The following is a 19,692-nucleotide window of genomic DNA, read 5'->3' on the forward strand; positions in this document are numbered from 1 at the left end:
GCGACCTACGGTAGGTCGGTGAGGCGACCCACAGTAGGTTTTGGAGGCGACCTACCGTAGGTCGTTTTTTTGCCTCTTGGGGCGGGCGGAGAAGGCGGGGTGGGGAGCGAGGCGAAGCGCCCTGCCTTCGCCCTCGTTATTCTCCCAGCAGATCCGAGGGCATTCCCTCTGGAATAGCTATATTTGCTCCGCCCTAAGCATCCCCTGCCGTGCATATACTAGTCGTAGACCATAGAGACTCCTTCGTGTACAATGTCGTCGAGATCCTTCGCCGACTGCCTCAGCTGACTTTCGACGTGGTCGCCGAAGAGGAGCTACGTGTGGAAGCGCTCGCTCGCTACGACGGGCTAATCCTCTCGCCGGGGCCAGGCATCCCATCCGAATATCCCCGCACGAGGGAAGCGATCCGCTATGCCGTCGAGCACGCCCTGCCCATCTTCGGCATCTGCCTCGGGCACCAAGCGCTGGCGGAGTTCTTCGGCGGCGAACTTGTTCAGCTTCCCCGTCCGCTTCACGGGCACGCCTCACGCTTTGTCGGGATCGACTCCGAGGACGAAGTGGTGGGCACGATCCCCGAGGGGAGCACCATCGGGCGCTACCACAGCTGGGCGGTGAAGCCTTCTTCCCTGCCCGAGAGCTTCGTCGTGACGGGCTACAGCTGTGACGAAGGGGAGGCGGAAGTGATCATGTCGCTTCGTCATCGCACCAGACCCATTTGGTCGGTGCAGTTCCATCCCGAGAGCATGATCACCTTCGGCGGGGAGCGCTATCTTGGGGGCTTCCTCGAGGCGGTCGGTCGACGCGCCCTTCATCCGTAAGTCTTTCATCCCACAGCACTATGTATTTCCGAGACCTCATCGGCCAAGAGAAGATCAAGGCACAGCTCGTTCGTTCGGCACGTGCGGGGCAAGTCCCGCATGCGCAGCTTTTCGTCGGCAGGGACGGCGAAGGGGCGCTGAGCCTAGCCTACGCTTATGCCCGCTACCTCAACTGCCAAGAGCGGGGCGAAGACGATGCCTGCGGGCATTGCCCTTCGTGTCGTCGCTTCGACGAAGTGGGGGATCCCGACCTCTCGTTTCTCTTCCCGATCGTCAATGCTTCGGGCAAGAACCTCTGCGAAGACCATCTGGAGGACTGGCGACGCTTCCTCCAGCTCGGCCCCTACGCCCGCTACGACGAATGGCTAGGGATCGTCGGCGGGGATGGGAAGAAGGCTTCGATCTTCGCCCGAGAAGGCGAGCCTCTTCAGCAGAAGATGGGCTTCCACCGCTCGGGGCGGGGCTACCGCATCCTCTTCATTTGGCTCCCCGAGCGCATGCAGGAAGTGCTGGGGAATAAGCTCCTCAAGCTCGTCGAAGAGCCACCCGAACACACCATCATCCTCATGGTGACCCAGGAGGAGCAAGGCGTGCTCTCGACGCTACGCAGTCGCATGCAGACGCTTCGCCTCATGCGCCTGTCGGAGGCTGAGATCGAAGCGGCCCTTCGCTCCACGCCCAGCGATTCCGCCGATGCCGATGCGCTCTACGCCGCCCACCTCTCCGAGGGCAACTATCGGCGGGCGCTGGATCTGTACCAAGGCAAGGCGGCGGAGCTCGGTGAGGAATTTGTCTTCTTACAAAGGATCCTGCGTGCGACGGTCAATGCGCAGCCGCTGGAGATGAAGGCGCTCGCGGAAGATCTCTCTTCGCTGACGAAGGAGGAGCAGTCGAACGTGCTCGAATACCTTGGGCGGATGTTCCGGGAGTTTTACCTCTTCAACCTGCAGCTGGCTGAGATCAATTACCTGACGACGCGCGAAGAGGGGATCGCCCGCTACCTCCGCTCCTGCATCACGGGTCAGAACGTCCGTCAGGTGGAGGCCGAGCTGGATGAAGCACGCCGGCATTTGGCGCAGAATGTGCAGTCGAAGATGGTGTTTTTCGACCTGCTTCTTCGCCTAACGTCGACGCTTGCTCCGAGCTACAAGCAGGCGGGGGTAAGGTAGTTCTTTTGGTTCTTCGCTAAGTCGCTATTCCCTAGTGGGTTAAATCTCCTTGCGGAAGGGGCAAAATTTCCTTGCGGAAGAAAATAAATTTCCGTGCGCACAAAAAAATATTTCCGTGCGCACGGAAATTTATTTTTGTGCGCATAGAAATTTTTCTGCGTGCGCACGCAAATTTTTCGCCCTCGGGAAGGAAGCAATTTTCCTTCCCGAGGGCGATCTTTTTTCCTTCGAAGGAAAAGGAACTTTCCTGCCCAGGAAAAAAGATTTTCCAGCGTTGGAAAATTTTCCGCCTTCCGCAGGGCGATTGCTTTCCTTGCGGAAGGAAAAACATGTTTGAGCGGAAGGAGCTTCCCCTTCGAGCAAAGGCGGGGAGAAAAATAAAGCCCCTCGCCTAGCAGTATCTGCGCTAGGCGAGGGGCTCGTTTGCGGGGAAAGATCCAGCGGTGAGGCTGGATGCGAAGGGGCTAGTCCTTGCGGTAAGGAGCGACGATCTTGAAGCCTCGCCCTCGGAGTACGACTTGGCGATCCCTTACTTCCTCGACGTAGACGGTGTATTCACCCTCACGCTTGAGCGGATGTTCCTTGTAGAAGATGCTCGCATCCAGCCAGTCGATCTTCACCTTGCGGGCCTCGCCAACTACGGGGGCAACGATCTCGGGGGTGAGCGTGAGCACTCGATTGACTTGCGACTCGGGAGTCAAGCCCTTCTTCGTGCGCAGCACAGGGATGGCGCTCTCGCTGAAGCGTACCGACTTCCCCTTGAGGCGAACCATGATCCTGCAGGGGAAGAGCTGGCTCAGCTGGCGGGAATTGGTCATGTAGACCCCGAAGCGGTCGGCCGATCCGGCACAGCGGACCTTGACGAGGATCTCCTTAGTCGTCTTGCGGTCCTCGCTGGTGGCGATCAGCTTGATGTCCCCTTCGTACTTGGCCTTGATCTTGACTAGACCCGTCTCAGCTTGCCAGACGATGTCCGCCGCCTTCTCGGGATCTTCGACCTTGAGGCTCGCACGTGCACCTCCCCCCGAGAGACTAAGCGTCTGCACGTCGTCGCCCGGACGGAGCGTCACGACATCTTCATTCGAAGCAAAGGGAGGAGGGACGACCAGCACCCGCACCCGACGAACTTCGTCGTGGGAGCGCAGCGTGAGCGAGGTCTCGCCGTAGAGTAGCCCCGAGACTCGGAGCGTGTCTCGGCTAATGCTCGAAGAAGCGATGCGGGCATCTTCGATCGTGGCGGAGTACTTCCCGTCGCCGCCCTTCAGTAGGATCATCCGTGTCTCGGACTGGGTAAGTTGGAGCTCCTTGGCATCCTCCTCGCCGAGACGGAGCGGGAGGATCGGACGGTCGTTCTCCTTGTGACAAGAGGCGACAAGGAGGACGAGGCTAAGTAGGAATAGAATCTTTTTCATCGGAGGCTTTACTTGACGGTGACGAGGTACTCCAGCTCCCAAGTGCGCTCGGGAGCCTCTACGATCTGTACACGGAGCGAATGTTCGCCCGTGGAGGGGAAGACAAGGATGCGCCCCTCGGGCTCGGTCAGCACATCGTCAATATAATAGAGGCACTTCGCCTCGGGATTCCGTAGCTCCATGTAGTGAAGCGGTAGACGCTGCGGACAAGAGCCATCTTCAGCGATCCAGTAGAGGAAGGGGATTTCCCCACCTGGAAATTCCCCAAGCCCCTGCGTCTCGAGGGTGAGCGGGAGCGAATAATCGGAGTACACCCCATCGGCTAGTGCTCTTAGGCGCACCGTGTAGGTGTAGCCTGGCTCGAGCCCTTCGAGGAAGAAGGAGGTCTTGTCCGTGGAGAGCGTCTTCGTGCTGAGGACGTTCTTCCCTCGCTTCTGTACCAGCTCGAGTTCGTAGGTAGCGCCCTGCAGTTCGCTAGCGGTCCAGGTGAGGTTGCATTCCCGCTGGAGGTAAGGCTGAGGAAGTCGCGTGGGAGGAGCAAGGACGTTGGGCTTGGGCTTCTGAGGCTCGTCTTCCCCTTCGGCACCCTTGATCACGGTCATGGAGATATCGTCAAATTCGAGGAGGTAGTTAGCGATGTCGCTCTCGTTGCGTGGGAATACCAGCTCGAAGGTCATCTTCTCTGCGTTCTCGGGAGCTTCGACGACCATGTACTTCTCTCTCCACGTCTTCATCTCGCTCCCTCTAAGGTCCATGCCGATGAGCTGATTGAAGAAGCCGTCCTTGGCGTGCTCCTTCTGTGCCTCCCGAGCGTCTACCCAAGACTTCCCTGCGGGAGCGAGTTCCTTCCCTTCGAGCATGAGTGCCTTACCTGCCTTGGGGATCCACGTGATCCGGACGACAGCGAGCTTGGCAGCTAGGCGATTGGTTCCTTCGTCGGACTTGGGGAGGTTGCCTCGGTACCAGTAAGAGACGAGGTACTTGGCCTTCTGTCGGACGGGAAGGGGATCGGGATAGGTGTATATCTGGTGATCGACGCTGAAGTAGCCCGAGATCCTCATCGCCGCCTTCCCGCCATGCGCCTCGGTGAAGGTGCGGGCAAACTGGTTGCTGGATGTCGTGCTGTGCGAGGGGTAGAGCCACCAGCCAGTGGGTCGAGCCTTCTCAAAGGCCTGCAGGGCCTTGAGGTAGGCGACGTAGGCTTCGACGTAGGCTTTGAAGCGGGCGATCTGCTCTTCCGTGTAGGTGATGCCGTGCTCGTCGCCGTATTCTATGATCTTCTCGTAGATACCGCCCTCCTTCTCTTCTTCGTCCTCATAGAAGACATCGTCGGGTGTCCTCGGGATACATTCCTCGGGGTAGTCACTTGGGCGGGAAGGCATGGGAGGAAGAGCGGTAGCCGCAGGATCCTCGAGCCCTCCATTGGGTAAGATACTTGCCCCTACAGTCTCAGGACGAGTCGTAGGTCTATTGCGGTTCATTTGCCCCCATAGGCTGGTAGATCCAAGTAGGAGCACCAGAGCAAGGGTAGCCTGTCTGAGTCTATTCTGTTTCATTTCTTGCGATAGCGTCATTATCTAGTAGATCTAGGGGAGGTGCGCTTAGCCCTTGGAGGGAAGGCTAAGGGCAAAGGTCGAGGAGATACTGCGAGCGACTTGGTCTAGGCGCTCCCTGAGCGAGCCCTCCCACAGCCCTTCGCCTGCTCGGAGGGAAGCGATGAGACGCTTGACCTCTTCGTGCGAAAGGTAGGGCTCACCACTGGGGCGACGAGTGAACTGTAGAGCGTAGAGGTAGCCGACACCCCGTGAGACGAAGCGGAAGGCATCTTCGGGGCGTTCGTTGAGGTTGGCTAGGGTGTTCCGTCCCACGAGCTCCTCTAGGGCTCGGGCAGCGACTGCCTGCGCCAGTAGCGTACGGATGCTGCGTAGGTGCGACAGAGCCTCCTCGTAGCGGTACTCGGTGATAGCGAGGCGACCAAGGGCAAAGGCATTGAAGAGCTTCGTCTCCGATCCCCGTAGTCCCGTGAGGCTGTTGGACTGGAGGAGCTTCTGGGCTTGTAGGTAGTAGCCGTAGGCCAGATCCCATGTATGCTCCAGCGCCGTATAGCTGTGCCCTGGGACCAGCTGTGGGGCTTCGTGTGCCTGGATAAGCGTCTTGTCGGTGAGGAACTTCTCGTCAAGGTATTCCCCAAGAGCCTTGTCTAGGTACACGGCACCTAAGGTCATCCCTCGGTAAACCTCCGAGGGTGCGAAGCCATCGGCAGTGACGAAGAAGCGATCGTTGTCCCCTTGGTTGTAACCGATGAATCCCGTTTGTCCAGCGCTGGCTCTGCGGTTGTACCGCTCGGTAGCATACGTGTCTCCGTCGTAGCCAGCGGCTCTGCGCACATCGTCTAGGGTCTCGGCGAAGTCCGACAGGATCACCGAGCGATACTTGCTCTGCTGAGCGGAGGAAGCGATGAGGGGCTCTAGGGCGATCTCATTATTCCCCCCTTGGGCAAAGAGCTGCTTGAGCTCCTGCCAACGTGCGCCATTGAGGATATAGGCTGTGCGAAGGAATCGTGAGTAAAGCGTCTCAGAGGCAGAAGCTGCCTGCTGAGGTAGGAGTAGGTCTACACTGCTCGTCCCCTGACGCTTAAACGTGTAAGTGGGATCAGGGACGAGTGGAGCCTGGTACTGGCTCTCGACCACCTCCCCTTCCCAACGTGAGCAGGCTGGGGTAAGCGTGGTGAGTGCCAAGAGGAGTGCCCAAGAGCGGCTTGAGGTATAAGGCTTCATTTGCACTAAGGAAGTATAATGTACTTGCAGAAGGGAGCAGGCAAGCGTGCCTCACCCTCATCGTAGTTCTGTGTCTGGCGTGTCTCTAGTACCGGTGTGGCGAAGATGCCATCCGTAGAGACTGCTTGTAGGGAGACGTGGATCGTGGAGCCACGGGCAGCAGTGCCATTGACGAGGAGGAAAAGGGGCTGACCAGAGCTAAGCGTCAGCGTCTGGGTATGCTCCTTCCCGTCGTTGGGGATCAAGTTGGGGCTCTGAAGGGTCTTCTCTGTGCCCAGCTCGTGCAGCAGCTTGTCTGCTCCGACATAGCGAACGACATAGCGTGAGCGCACTTCGCTCTGCTTGCGCAAGCCTCCTTGATGGAGATCCGCTGGTTCGCTGAAGGAGTAGGTCAAGGTGACTCGGTAGGTGCGAGGTGTGCCAGGAAGCGTCACCCCTGGATAGACGAAGGTGCTGGGAGTCGTCTCGGGGTTGCCCGAGAGGATCGTCATATCTTCATAGCGACCGTCTGGACGCTCTACCCCACGGAATGGGAAGAGCTTATCATAGTCCTCCGTGGGATAGTCCACTGGGGTGTGCTTGCACCCTACGAGGGCGAGTGCTGTGAGCCCTACTAGGCTCTGCAGAAGTCTATTCATCGTGGTGATCGCATTAGTAGTAATCATGAGTGGCATCGGGATCATCGTAGAGCTCGGCGATGATGCCAGTCTCTACTCCCTCGGGGTGAAGGTGACGGCTCACTAAGCGTCTCGTGCGGTAGGGAGCATCGTACACCTCGACAAGTTCGGCAAAGAAGCGGTCTCCCTTGCGCTCAAAGTCTGAGAAGATGTACTTCGAACTATAACGGATACCTGTGAGGAAGGTGAGCCCCTCGGGGGTACCCACATAGCCCGATCCTAGCCCCACGATCGCCTGTGGAGGTCCATCGGGAATCAAGGCTTTGCGGCTAACAGCTGTGAAGAGTGCGTACCGCTGGGCGACGAGGTTGCGTCCATAGGAGGTGAGTTCGTTCCTCGTGCTATACTTCATTATGTAGTTGCTCAGGAAGAGCGTACGTCCTCCCTGATGGATACGTATCTGAGGATTGCGCATTTGCTCAAAGGCTATGCGGTGTCCCTCGGCTCTCTCAAGGCGAGCTGAGCGGTCTACGTCCTTAGCGATCCTACGAAGAATGAAGTAGGAGCATGCAGGCTTCGTCGTACGAGGGCTCTCGAAGATCAGTTGCCCATCAGCGTCTGTCCCTCGGAAGAGGAAGTCTAGCTCCCCCTCGTAGCGCTCCCCGATCAGCTCGGTGAGGTAACTACCGGTCGTGAAGCTTAGGCGAGTATAGGCAGCCTGACCAAGTTCGTAGGTAGACTTTTGGACGGCCTTGGCGGAGCCACCGGTGTAGTCCCCTTGTAGCTCAAGAGTACCATCTCTGTGGAAGGTCATCTGATAGTAAAAGCCTCCGTAACCGAGTTGGTTGGGGAACTTATGCTGGTTGATCTCCTCCTTTGGGTTGGTAAAGAGCAGGGAATCTGTCTTCGGGAAATAAAGGACTTCCCACCCCTGGGGAGCGGAGACTAATACCTCTCTTAGCGAGTCTTGTCGTGCAAGGCTTCGCTCGGTAGGGGTATTGGGGAAGACTTGATCATCCTTAGAGCATGCCCCTAGTAGGATGCTTGCCGCTAGGGCGAAGGTGATGCTAAGGCTGTGTCGCATGATGCTTGTCGAGATACTGGTTCATGAGCTGAAGGCTCTGTAGCTGGAGGCGTTGAAGAGGTATGCGCCAAGCCTCCTCAATGTACTTGGTGAGGAAGGCACGCTTCTGGACGAAGGCCTCATGAGCGATCTTGGCTTCCTCGGCATAGCGACGCTTAGCCACCTCGTCGCCGTCTGCGTCATCAGGGATAGCTGCATCCTGCTCTGCTCGAGTGATGGCTGCTGGGGTCTCGGTGAGTGTGACGCTGTACATCTCTGCTAGGTCTTCGCGTGCACCCAGCATCCCGAGGATGGAGTAGAAACCTCTGCTGTAGGCATACCTATTCAGGCCAAGACCTTCTCTAAGTCTCCCTGACTTCTCATAGCTACGATAGGCATCGGCGAAGGGCTCAGTGGTCGAGCTGTAGCGGTCTGGCCCCAACGATAGGAAGCGGTCATGGTCGTAGGGATGTATGGTCATGAGATGTCGGCCGATCTGGTGCTGAGCACTACGGACGAGGCGGTACACCTCCACGGGATTAGTGGGGGAGAAGGTGTCTACATTATATATGTATAGCTCGATGGAGGGGGCCTTGCGATTGAAGAGCAGATCTACGCCTTGTCCGTCTCTGTTGGCACCACCGTAGAGGTAAATGCGCAGTAGAGGATGGGCAGGGAGGAAGTCTCTGCTGGTGAAGAACTGCTTGTCTCGGTAGAGGCTGAGTACCGTTGCCTCCAGAGCTTCGAGTACGGGGCGTACTTGCTCGAGGCGTGGGGGATAGGTGTGGGTAGATCGCTCCGCATGGTTGCGATCCCATCTATAGATAACCTCGGCTTGGTAGGGGCGAGTGATATGCTCCTGACACCAGCGGTCTAGCTCGCTCTGCTGCTCGCTCACTGGGGGCAGGACGCTCCGCCCACTGAGCTGATCCTTCGAGCAAGAGGCTAGGGTCAAGCCGAGGGCAAGTGTGAGGGTGAGGTATATGGATTGTTTCATCATCGTTGGGGGATGCTTAGTGACGAATACGATGGTTGTTGCCCTCCCTTGGATTGGGCTCTAGGCCAGCGGTGATGGCTTCGGTGGGGAGCTGGAGGCACTGGCGAGGGTCGTCCTTCTTGAGTGGACGGTAGAAGCTACTCTTAGAGCTGCGTGTGACCTCGATATTGAATCGCCTCAGGTCAAACCAACGTAGTCCCTCCTCGAAGAACTCCATCTGACGTAGGTGCAGGATGGTACGTATCATCGGTAGCTGACGAACCGTAAGTCCATAGAAGGGAGCATAGAGCGCATAGTCGGAGGTCGAGCCCTGCGTGTAGCTATCGTTTGGGACAGCTGGCTCGTAGCCGAGCTTGCTCAGGGTGTAGGCCTTGAGGTCTAGGATGGCACGATCATACTCGCCTAGCATGGTGTAGGCTTCCATACGATTGAGTAGGACTTCGTCCGTGGTGAAGAGGACATTGGTCACTGCTAATCCTCGGGGGTGTACTTCGGAAGTCTCCTGCTGGGTAGCCCGTTCGTCGAACTTAGCTAGATAGCGTGTCGTGCGATAGGGCTCAGGGGCATAAACGAAGGGGTAGATAAGGGTCGCATCTCCCGATTGGTCGTCATCCTTGATGGTCTTTCGCTTGAAGATCTTGTCTACGATTCCCACAGTCGCCCCATAGCGATCGGTGGCGATCGAGCGGGAGAGACGGGACTCCGTAGAGGCAAGCATCAGGTTAGCCGCTGTCTGGGGAGAGCAGTAGATCTCGTGCAGTCGCTCCCTGCGTCCCTCTAGCTGTTCTTGATAGCTGATCCATGGACGTAGCGTCGTCCCTGGGGCATTGCCTAGCACGTAGTCGGCGTAGGCGATGCACTGCTTCCAGTCCCCCTTCATGAGGTAGAAGCGGGAGGCGAAGGCATAGGCTGCTCGCTTAGAGAAGTGGTACTTCGGCTGCTGATAGTAGCGGTCAGAGACGAGGGAGATCCCCCTCTTGAGGTCTTGCTCGATCAAGGTGTACACCTCCTCGACTGTCCCTCTCTTGTAGTCCACGAAGGCATGCTTCTCGGGCTTGGTTAGATAGGGTATGCCGGGGCTGGATGCAGAGCGTCCGTAGGGCTCTGACCATATATTCACGAGCATAAAATGCAGGTAAGCTCTTAGGAGGAAAGCCTCACCATAGAGAGCACGTGTGCGCTCATTCTTGGGGAAGGTCGAGAGGAGCTCCAGCACCTTATTCGCTTGGGCAATCCCTCGGTAGCATTCCCGCCAGTAGCTTAGTGGAGTGTCTAGATCCTCTTGGTCGTAATCCTCCCAGAGGTACATGGACTCCCCTAGGCGGGTCTGAATACCATTGACGCGCTCCTCGACATTGTCTGTACGGGGCTCTAGGAAGGGGATGTAGCTAGCCGTAGGGTAGGCTCCCGTGAGGAGCTCTTGGAGCTTGTCCTCGGTGTCTATACTGATGTCTAGAGCGGCATCGGGGTTCTTATCTAGGTATCCCTGACAGCCACCGAGCAGGAGGGCTAAGGAGACGAGTAGTAGTGATCGCTTTATCATCGTTGTCTATACGTACTTTGAAGTAGAAGGCAGACCCTGCTTGAGGTTCGTTTGTAACCTCTCGATAGGTACTATTGCTGCCTCAGGGGAGTTTCTATTGTTGCCTCTGAAGAGTTTCTATTGGAAGTCCCAAGGTGCACCTACGGCAGGGTCGATACCCCTGTCTTAAAATCCTATCTGTAGCGAGAGCGTGTACTGTCTAGGAGTGGGTAGAGATACCCCCCCTGCACGATAATACTCTGGGTCCTGTCCACGTAGACGCTTGTCGGAGTAGATGAGGAAGGGGTTCGTCAGGCTAAGCTGTAGCTTAGCTGAGTGTAGACGAAGCTTCTTAGCGAAGGCCTCGGAGACCCGATAGCCCAGCGAGACATGCTTCAGACGTACGAAACTACCATCGGCTACTCGCAGCTGGGAGTAGTTGTAGGTGCTATAGGCACGCTCAATATTCTCCCTACCCACCGCATTGATTAGATCCTGCGAAGGGATGGTAGGGACATCGGTATACTGTTCGTCCCCAGGATTCATCCAACGATTGCGGTATTCTCCTGAGAAGACATTGAGGTCAGCGAAGGTGGGGTCAAAGGTGGGGTTGAGTCGGATCTTATTGCCCGCCTGAGCCGTGATGAAGAGGGTGAGATCCCAGAGACCGTAGCGCAGGGTGTTCGATAGCCCACCGATGACCTGAGGCTCGATAGGCCCGTGATAGGTGAGGTAGCTCTTGGTGTACTGCGTGTCACTGAAGTCTGCACTGTAGACGTTGGCATCCTCACCATGATTGGTGGGATAGAGTCCAAAGTCAAAGGTGGGAAGCCCGTGACTATTGAGCCCTTGGAAGTTGTAGGAGAAGAGCGAACCCTTGGGGTAGCCCACGAGATTACCTCGGCCACGTCCAGCGACCATGTCTAGGGCGTTGGGGGTATTACGCAGTCTCGTGATCTTCTGGTTCATGAGGCTGAGGGTAAGGCTGCTGCTCCACGAGAGCTCCTTCGTCTCTATGTTGGTCGTGCTGAGTGAGAGCTCGATCCCTTGGGTGCGCATATCCCCGAAGTTGGCATACTTGTAGTACTGCCCCCCGATACCAGATGTGCGGACAAGGTCAATGAGGTCGAAGGCATTACGCTGGTAGAGATCCACCGTAGCTCGTACACGATCACCAGCCCAAGCGGTCTCGAGGCCCAGGTTGAGCTCGTACATCTTTTCCCAAGTGAGATCACGGTTCTCTAGGTGGCGAATGCGTAGGGCATTCTCTCGGTCCTGATAGCGACGAGGCGAGGTCGTTCCACCTTGGTAGACCGAGTTCGCATTGACAGCTTCCTCGTTCATCTTGGCGGTGAGTCCGTAGCTCATGCGCACAGCCAGACGGGAGAGTAGGGAAGAGGGATGGAAGAAGGCTTCTCGGTCGACGTTCCACTTCCCCCCGACATTCCATGTGGGAAGCCATTGGGTACGAGCGTTGCGCCCCGAAGCATTTGACCCTTCCATGTTGATCAGGGCATTGAGGATATATCGCCCGTCGTAGCCGTAGGTGGTGCTCGCAGAGAACGTCACACCTCGGTCATAGCGTCTAGAGTAAGCGAAGTAATCCTCCCCCTCACGAAGGAGCTTACTAAATATGCGAGGATCCGTGTTGATCTGCCCACCACGATCGTACTGCACACCGTAGCCCGTGAAGGGAGTATGCGAGCGGTCGGCATAGCGGATCTCAGTGAAGCCAAAGGCCTTGATATCATGGGGGCCTATATGGCGGTCATAGTCCAGAGCCAGACGCATGAGATAGCTCTTCAGGCTCGTCTCATCCTTCTTAAGTATCCCCCCATGAGGCAGAGCAACCTCGGGACGGCGCTCGGGATGCTCGGGGTCACGTAGCAGGTAGATGTTGGCCGAGGCTACCTCAGGGGTCTCCATGGCTCTGTAGGCAAGGACTTGGTTCGATCGCTCCGTGATCTCGTGAGCCATAGAGGTGTAGGCCTGTCGGGTGGAGACGAGGGCACGGGCCTCAAGATGCGGTAGGACCTTGTAGCTGGCTTCAGCTTGAGCCTTGAAGTCGAGCACCCCGATGTCCATGTGGTTGGAGCGGTATTCCTGATGGATGTTGAAAGGTGCCCAGTTGTTGCGGTACCGCTCCGAAGGTAGGAGCGTACGGCTTGTGCCCAGAGCATAGCTAAAGGGGTTGATATCGAAGTCTCTCTCGAAGGTCCCCAGCGTAGTATTCTTGCGCTGAGGTAGGGTGCCTGGCGCATTCTGTGAACGGATGTTCCCCTGAGCGGATAGTGTGACCTGCAGGCGATCTCCGAGATAGAAGGTATTCTTGAGATTGGCCGTGATGCGCTGTACCCGATCTGCTATCGTCCAGCCTCCGTCATAGAAGAAGCCCAGCGAAGCATAGGTGGCACTACTCCGTCCACCCGCACTGAAGCTCACGGTGTGGCTCGTCGTAGGTGTCAGGCGGAAGAGCTCGCTGAACCAATCGGTATTAGCTCGCTCGTGCTGCTCTAGGAAGGCTCTACGTGCCTCTGGTGTGTTCTCTAGCTTATAAGTCCCCGTCTCGGGATCGTACTCGGAGAGCGCCCTATTGAGTAGATGGTACACCCCACCACGACGGCCATAGAGTGAGCTAGCTAGGCTGAAGTAGCCCTTCTGTCTCATCTCTTCGTAGATCCCCATCGTCTCTTGTGAGTTCAATAGGTCATACTGGCTATAGCTGGGTCTGAGGCGCATAGTATTCTCCGTGGCATAGCTTACCCTCAGAGGTGTGTCCCTACGTCCCGACTTAGTCGTCACGACGATCACCCCGTTGAGTGCTCGTGCTCCATATATAGAGGTAGCAGAAGCATCCTTCAGTACCTGTATGTCTTGTATATCGGAGGCATTGAGTCCTGAGACAGCCGAACTGATGAGCGTCGCTGCGTCTCCCGATGCTAGCTGATCGAGGCTAAGGTGCACGAGGTCTTCATAGACCGCTCCGTCGATGACCCAAAGGGGCTGTACATTACCTAGTATAGATGCTCCCCCTCGGATATTGATGCGAGGTGCAGCACCGAATGTACCAGAAATGCTCTGGATGGATAAGCCTGGTACACGCCCTTCGAGCATACGAGATATATCCTGTGTCCCCTCTAGGTGGATGTCTCGCATCTTCACCGATGAGGCGGCACCCGTATAGACTCGGTTGCGGATCTTCTGATAGCCCGTCACGACGACATCCTCGATGAGCTTGTTGTCCTCCTCGAGGGTAATGGTAAGCCGTGCGCTATGGATCTTCACTTTCTTGGCTTGCATACCCACACTAGTCACGAGTAGAGTATCTCCTATGCGGGCGGTGATGGTGAACTTCCCTACGCTGTCCGTCAGCGTGCCTTGCGTTGTCCCCACAAGGCGTACGCTGGCTCCTATTAAGGCTTCGCCACGGCTACTGCGTACACTACCCGTGATCAGGCTCGCTTGTTGTGCCAGAGCACTGAGGGGAAGGGCAAGGAGGAGCAGGAGGCCAAGGCGTATGATGTATCTAAGTGATTGCTTCATGTCTAGCTAAGAGGCATTAGAGGTTGATACGTACTCCGCCATAGATACCGAAGGGATGACCGGGTCTGAGGCCAGAGGGATGACGAGAGACGAGATAGACCTTGTTCGCTAGGTTCACAGCGTTGAGGCTTAGGGTGAGGTGGCGGTTGAGGCGCGCCTTGAGTGATGCGTCTAGGATCGTATGGCTAGGAATAAGATGTGCCTTGGCGATACGTCCCTGCCCTGGGGTCGTGCGCATGTCCGAGTTGTAGCGGACGCTGAGGTTAGCTTCTAGCCACTTGTACTCTAGCCCGAGCTGGGCATTCGCTGCATGTCGGAAGATATAGGGCAGTTCATCCCCTGCGAAGACTTCCCCCCAAGCGGAGGAATAGAACTCGTTCTTCATCTGGGTATCGGTCAGGGTGTAGCTGACCTGAAGGGGAAGGCGTACTCCCCAGCTCTTAGGCAGGGGTTGCCAAGAGGCTAAGAACTCAAGCCCCTGTACACGTGCTGCTCCTACGGTGAACTGATCTAGCGTACCCTGTCCGCCCGCAGCGGCGAGGTCACTGCCAAGCATGTTGGAGTAGTCATTGTAGTAGCCGATCGCTTCTACCTTCAGATCCTCTGTAGTGAGGCGTATCCCTGCTTCTAAGTTGATGCTCTTCTCGGGCTTCTGCTGGTAGTAGGTCATCACGCTTGGGGGAGCGAAGCCCTGATGGATACCTGCGAATATGGAGAGGGGACGAAGGATGCGGTAGTTGATCCCGAGGCTAGGAAGGAGTGCGGTAGCATGGTTCCTTCCCTCGATGCGTAGGTGGCCCGTGCGTCTTGGGTCTTTGGTCGTATAGTCTCGCTTGTACAGCTCTACGTCCTCGAGACGAAGCCCAGCGGTGATGGTCCATCCCGCCCGTGACCACTTCCCAAGGAGATAGGATGCGAAGGCGTGGGCAGTAGTGATGCGGTTGCTCTGCGAGCCGGGTTGTCCCGCACGGAAGAGGCTCATCTTCCCGCCTTCGATGGAGTAGCTATCATCGTGCTGGAAGCGGTCTTCTAGGTCGGCATGATAGCGGGCTCCGGCCTCGAGCAGAAGGTAGCTCGAGAGGAAGGGGAGGCGATACTCCACCTTCGTCTGTATCCCACGCGAATGGTAGGAGCGCTGGTTGGCTCGAAGCATAAGCGCTTCGCCGAGGCGGTCGGTGGCACCGGTGAGGATGTCTAGGTAGCGGGCATTGGTCTCGGGGTCGGCTAGTATCTCTTCGATGCTTCGCTTTTCGCCTTTCTGGTCTCCGATGCGCACGTCGTTGAGCTTATACCAGTTGCGCCAGAAGTAATTGTAATAGGCACTCGTCGTCACCTTCAGTCCGCCCGTGAAGTCGATGAGGTGGGTCAAGGCTGTCTGCGTGTGGCGAGTCTGCAGCTGGTCCATCTGGGCACCACGGTAGCGGTAATAGGGGCGGGAGGCGAAGTCCTGCTCACTCAGCCCTACGTAGCTCTCATCGGAATGTTCGTTCGAGAAGCCGAGCTTCAACTCCAGTGCCTGACGGATCTCAGCATCCTCGTCGCTATGAATGCGGAGCTTTCCGACGACATCATTGCGGTAGAAGCCTGTTCGTTCATTGGGCTCATCCTTCTTAAATCCCTTCGATTGGTAGCGAAGGTATTCGACTAGGTAACCGACATGCTTGTGGTCGCTACCCAGATGAGCGTAGGTATTGAAGGTGCCGAAGCTCCCATAGGAAGTGCGGAGGCCTGCTTGGAAGCTCTTGGGGATGGGGGTCGATACCATGTTCACAGCGCCCCCCGTGGTGAAGGGGCCGTACTGCACTTGGCTACTTCCCTTGAGCACCTCAATGGCATACATGCGGGCTACGTTGGGGAAGTAGTAGGCGGCAGGGGCGGCATAAGGGGCGGGGGCTGCAAGGATCCCGTCTTCCATGAGCGAGATACGTTCGCTGCGCTCGGCCTTCGTCCCTCGCAGGCTGATGTTTGGGCGTAGGCCGTAGCCATCTTCTTCGTAGATGTTCACGCCCGGCACGGCACGTAGCATACGGCTGATGTCTGTGTAGCCGAACTTCTTCAGTTCCTTTGGCGAAAGGTAATAAGCTGAACCCGTACGGTTGCGCGCTTCGAACTTGCTGCCCAGCATCTGCCGAGCATAGACCACGACCTCGTCAAGTCGGCGGACGGAGTCCCTCACTTCGCCGAGGCTATCTGTCGGGGCTACTTGCGCCTTCGCTGCAAGGGTCACGGAGCCAAGGCACAGTGTAATGGCTAGTCGTCTAGCTGTGTGGTACATATTTGTCTATAGTGTTGTCTTTTTGTGTTCTCTAGGCGCACGAGTTGGCTAGCCTTCTCTGGTTCAGATAAAAGGCTATACATAATAATACGTGTCTGTGGAGCAGAGGATGTTCCTCCAGTAACCTAGGCAATCTCGCCCGCAAAGGTATATCATCTCTCTCCGCTATGAAATACCTAAAAATGGGGGTTTTTCTTCCCCGAAGCGCCTCCGATCTACCTTCTTTTATAGCCCCGATGGGTCTTCTTTCGGGGTGAAAAAGCTCGTCTTTCGAGGGGCGAAAAAGTCCTTTCCGCAAGGCGAAAAATTTCTGTGCGCACGAAAATAAATTTCCGCATATGCGAAAATATTTTTCCGTATATGCGGAAATAAATTTTCTTATATACGGAAATTTTAGCCCTTCGCCGAGTGTCCTTTTTGCCCCCGCTGAAGCCTTCCCCGAGGCTTCGTAAGAGCGGGCTGGAGAAGGGGCGCTCCGAAGGGCGAAAGAGCGCTTGGCGAAAAGCCTTCGAGGCCATCGGCAGATATTGCCCTAGATGCCGTATCTTTGCATTCCACAAGAGCTTGGGCGGCCAAGTCCCACCTCCTTCGGGGAGCGCCCCTAGCCAATCAAAGACAACGATGCTGAAATTCGATATCCATAAGACTTGTACGAAGACCGCCGCACGTGCCGGCCGCATAGAGACTGACCACGGAGAGATCCTTACGCCCATCTTCATGCCCGTCGGCACCGTCGGCTCGGTCAAGGCCGTCCATATGCCCGAGCTGCGTGACGACATCCGTGCGCAGATCATCTTGGGGAATACCTATCACCTCTACCTGCGCCCCGGTCTCGACACGCTCTACAAGGCGGGCGGCCTGCACCGCTTCAATAGCTGGGACGGCTCCATCCTCACCGACAGCGGAGGCTATCAGGTCTTCAGCTTGGCGCACCGACGTAAGATCACCGACGAAGGCGTGACCTTCCGCTCCCATATCGACGGATCCAAGCACCTCTTCACCCCCGAGCGAGTCATGGACATCGAGCGAATCATCGGTGCGGACATCATCATGGCCTTCGACGAATGTTGCCCCGGAGACGCGGACTTCCACTATGCGAAGAAGTCGCTGGCGCTGACCGAAAGTTGGCTGCGCCGCTGCGTGAATCGCATCAACGAGACCGATCCGCACTACGGCTATCATCAGAGCCTTTTCCCCATCGTGCAGGGCTGCGTCTACCCCGAGCTGCGTACTCGGGCCGCCGAATACGTTGCCTCGCTTGGTGCTGAGGGCAATGCCATCGGTGGCCTCGCTGTCGGCGAACCTACGGAGAAAATGTACGAGATGGTCGAGCTCACCAACAGCATCCTCCCCAAGGACAAGCCCCGCTACCTCATGGGCGTAGGCACGCCGATCAACCTGCTGGAGAACATCGCCCGTGGTGTCGATATGTTCGACTGCATCATGCCCACCCGCAACGGGCGCAACGGCCAGCTCTTCACCAGCTACGGCACGATCAATATCCGCAACGCCAAGTGGGCGCAGGAGTTCAGCCCCATCGATCCCGAGGGCACGTCCTTCGTCGATCAGCAGTACAGCCTTGCTTATCTGCACCACTTGATCAAGGCCGACGAGATCCTAGGCCTTCAGATCGCTTCGATCCACAACCTCGCCTTCTACCTGCGCCTCGTCCGCGAGGCTCGTGAGCATATCCTCCTCGGAGACTTCTCCGAATGGAAGGACAAGATGGTGCGCCAGCTCGATAACCGCCTCTAAGCCCCTTCTCCCCCGAGTCGCTATGAGTTCCATTCCCCACTCCGACGAAGAGCTCCACGAGGTGCACGATACAGCAGAGCCCAGAGAGGCTTCTGCCGATGGGCACTCCACGACAGAGCCCGAGCCTTCTACGCTAGAGGGCGAGCCCGCTACATCTGAGCCCGAGGCGAAGAAGCCCTACCGCCCTTGGCTCGGACGAGTGGATAGGTACATCATGCGTACCTTCATCACCACCTTCCTCTTCTCCATCGGCTTGATCCTGGCGGTGGCGGTGGTCTTCGACGTAAACGACAAGATCACCGACTTCCTCAAGCCCGAAGTGCCCCTGTCGGCGATCTTCTTCGAGTACTACCTCAACTTCATCCCCTACTACGCCAATCTCTTCAGCCCGCTCTTCGTCTTCATCTCGGTGATCTTCTTCACCTCGACGATGGCTGCCAATTCGGAGATCATCGCAATGCTCGCCAGCGGAATGAGCTTCCGCCGACTCCTGCGTCCCTACATGGTCTCGGCGCTTATCATAGCCTCCTTCACCTACGTGCTCAATGGCTTTGTGATCCCCGCCGGCAACCGTGTGCGCCTTGACTTCGAGCAGAAGTACCTCAAGAGCAAGTCCGAAAGCTACACCTCCAACATCCAGATCGCCATCGCCAAGGATACCTATCTCTATATACGAGACTACGAAAGCCTCTCACGGGTAGCTACGTCGCTGGCGGTGGATCAGTTCAAGGGGCACAGCCTCGTCTCACGGATGACTTCGGACGAAGCCGTCTACGATACCTTGGATAGATGGCATCTGAAGGACTTCCACATCCGTCGCTTCGAAGGGCTGAAGTCCTCCGACACCGTGGGCTACGACCTAGATACGAATCTCCGCATTCGTCCCTCGGACTTCCTAGTCAATGAGAAGGACGTGGCGAAGATGCGCAACGACCAGCTTACCCGCTACATTGACCGACAGCGGGAGCGAGGAGCCAGCAATACCCGTCTCTTCCAGACCGAGCTGCACAACCGCTATGCGGCGATCTTCTCTGCCTTCATCCTGACCTTCATCGGCGCTGTCCTCTCGGCGAAGAAGGTGAAGAATGGACTCGGGATCAACCTCGTCATCGGCTTCTCGCTTTGTCTGGCTTATATCCTTGCGACTTCGCTGACGGCGCAGGTCTCCAATGTCGGACTTATGGCACCGTGGATCGCCGCTTGGCTTCCGAATGTCGCCTTCGTCCTAGCCGCCCTCTTCCTCTGGCGCAAGGCTCCCCAATAACACGATATCCCGTCTATGAAAGAAAAGATACAGCGAGCCGTCTCTATCCAAAATCGCCGTGCTCGCTTCGACTACGAGCTCCTCGATACCTATACCGCTGGGATGGTCCTCGTCGGGACCGAGATCAAGTCCCTTCGCCAAGGTAAAGCCAGCCTAGTGGATGCCTTCTGCTACTTCCACAACGGTGAACTTTGGCTCAAGGGCGCTAATATCAGCGAGTACTTCTACGGCTCGTACAACAATCATGCGGTTCGCCGAGACCGCAAGCTCCTGCTCAGTCGCAAGGAGCTTCGCAAGCTCGAAGGCTATGTCCAGAGCCCAGGCGTGACCATCGTCCCCGTCAAGATCTTCATCAATGACCGAGGGCTAGCGAAGGTCGTCATTGCCCCTGCCCGAGGGAAGAAGGTCTACGACAAGCGTGCTACGATGCGTGAGCGCGACGACCGCCGTGAGATGGATCGAGCTATGAAGCGCTAACTA

Annotated in this window: 14 protein-coding genes; 5 read left to right on the top strand and 9 right to left on the bottom strand. The window is 57.0% G+C overall.

Going from position 1 to position 19,692, the window contains the following annotated elements; genetic code table 11:
* Positions 1 to 209 precede the first annotated feature (209 nt).
* Positions 210 to 818, top strand: a complete 609-nt coding sequence (locus Q0336_RS01755) for an aminodeoxychorismate/anthranilate synthase component II (RefSeq protein WP_298524893.1) — start codon at positions 210 to 212, stop codon at positions 816 to 818.
* 20 nt (positions 819 to 838) lie between these two features.
* Positions 839 to 1,987 carry a DNA polymerase III subunit delta gene (locus Q0336_RS01760; protein WP_298524896.1) on the top strand — a complete coding sequence of 383 codons (1,149 nt, stop codon included), beginning with the start codon at positions 839 to 841 and terminating at the stop codon, positions 1,985 to 1,987.
* A 464-nt stretch (positions 1,988 to 2,451) separates the two neighbouring features.
* Here the strand turns inward: Q0336_RS01760 and Q0336_RS01765 are convergent, their stop codons facing one another.
* The 9 genes from Q0336_RS01765 to Q0336_RS01805 all read right to left on the bottom strand — a co-directional run bounded on the left by Q0336_RS01765 (position 2,452) and on the right by Q0336_RS01805 (position 16,193).
* Positions 2,452 to 3,399: a hypothetical protein gene (locus Q0336_RS01765; protein WP_298524899.1), complete on the bottom strand. Its 948-nt coding sequence runs from the start codon at positions 3,397 to 3,399 to the stop codon at positions 2,452 to 2,454.
* 8 nt (positions 3,400 to 3,407) lie between these two features.
* Positions 3,408 to 4,955: a fibronectin type III domain-containing protein gene (locus Q0336_RS01770; RefSeq protein ID WP_298524902.1), complete on the bottom strand. Its 1,548-nt coding sequence runs from the start codon at positions 4,953 to 4,955 to the stop codon at positions 3,408 to 3,410.
* 45 nt (positions 4,956 to 5,000) lie between these two features.
* Positions 5,001 to 6,176: a DUF4856 domain-containing protein gene (locus tag Q0336_RS01775; RefSeq protein WP_298524905.1), complete on the bottom strand. Its 1,176-nt coding sequence runs from the start codon at positions 6,174 to 6,176 to the stop codon at positions 5,001 to 5,003.
* Positions 6,177 to 6,181: 5 nt separating this feature from the next.
* Positions 6,182 to 6,850, bottom strand: coding sequence for a hypothetical protein (locus Q0336_RS01780; protein ID WP_298524908.1), 669 nt, complete (start codon positions 6,848 to 6,850; stop codon positions 6,182 to 6,184).
* A complete protein-coding gene (locus tag Q0336_RS01785) occupies positions 6,828 to 7,877 on the bottom strand; it encodes a DUF4302 domain-containing protein (RefSeq protein ID WP_298524910.1) in 1,050 nt (349 codons plus the stop codon). Before Q0336_RS01785 ends, Q0336_RS01780 begins: the two co-directional genes overlap by 23 nt.
* Positions 7,861 to 8,853, bottom strand: coding sequence for a putative zinc-binding metallopeptidase (locus Q0336_RS01790; protein WP_298524913.1), 993 nt, complete (start codon positions 8,851 to 8,853; stop codon positions 7,861 to 7,863). The genes Q0336_RS01785 and Q0336_RS01790 overlap by 17 nt, the downstream gene beginning before the upstream one ends.
* 16 nt (positions 8,854 to 8,869) lie before the next feature.
* Positions 8,870 to 10,396, bottom strand: coding sequence for a RagB/SusD family nutrient uptake outer membrane protein (locus tag Q0336_RS01795; RefSeq protein ID WP_296940062.1), 1,527 nt, complete (start codon positions 10,394 to 10,396; stop codon positions 8,870 to 8,872).
* 165 nt (positions 10,397 to 10,561) lie between these two features.
* Positions 10,562 to 13,918, bottom strand: a complete 3,357-nt coding sequence (locus Q0336_RS01800) for a SusC/RagA family TonB-linked outer membrane protein (RefSeq protein ID WP_298524916.1) — start codon at positions 13,916 to 13,918, stop codon at positions 10,562 to 10,564.
* Between the two features lie 16 nt (positions 13,919 to 13,934).
* Complete coding sequence (locus tag Q0336_RS01805) at positions 13,935 to 16,193, bottom strand: TonB-dependent receptor (protein WP_298524919.1); 2,259 nt, start codon at positions 16,191 to 16,193, stop codon at positions 13,935 to 13,937.
* A gap of 621 nt (positions 16,194 to 16,814) precedes the next feature.
* Between Q0336_RS01805 and tgt the strand changes: the two genes are divergently transcribed.
* Genes tgt through smpB form a run of 3 tightly spaced genes read left to right on the top strand, consistent with a single transcriptional unit; the run spans position 16,815 to position 19,689 of the window.
* Entirely contained in the window at positions 16,815 to 17,948 is a 1,134-nt protein-coding gene (gene tgt, locus Q0336_RS01810) for a tRNA guanosine(34) transglycosylase Tgt (RefSeq protein ID WP_298524922.1), read from the top strand.
* 22 nt (positions 17,949 to 17,970) lie between these two features.
* Positions 17,971 to 19,212 (top strand): LptF/LptG family permease, encoded by a 1,242-nt coding sequence (locus Q0336_RS01815; protein WP_298524925.1) that lies wholly within the window; start codon positions 17,971 to 17,973, stop codon positions 19,210 to 19,212.
* A 15-nt stretch (positions 19,213 to 19,227) separates the two neighbouring features.
* Entirely contained in the window at positions 19,228 to 19,689 is a 462-nt protein-coding gene (smpB, locus tag Q0336_RS01820) for an SsrA-binding protein SmpB (RefSeq protein ID WP_298524928.1), read from the top strand.
* The last annotated feature ends 3 nt before the right edge of the window (positions 19,690 to 19,692 follow it).

This window comes from uncultured Porphyromonas sp. (genome assembly GCF_938039215.1).
Lineage (GTDB): Bacteria > Bacteroidota > Bacteroidia > Bacteroidales > Porphyromonadaceae > Porphyromonas.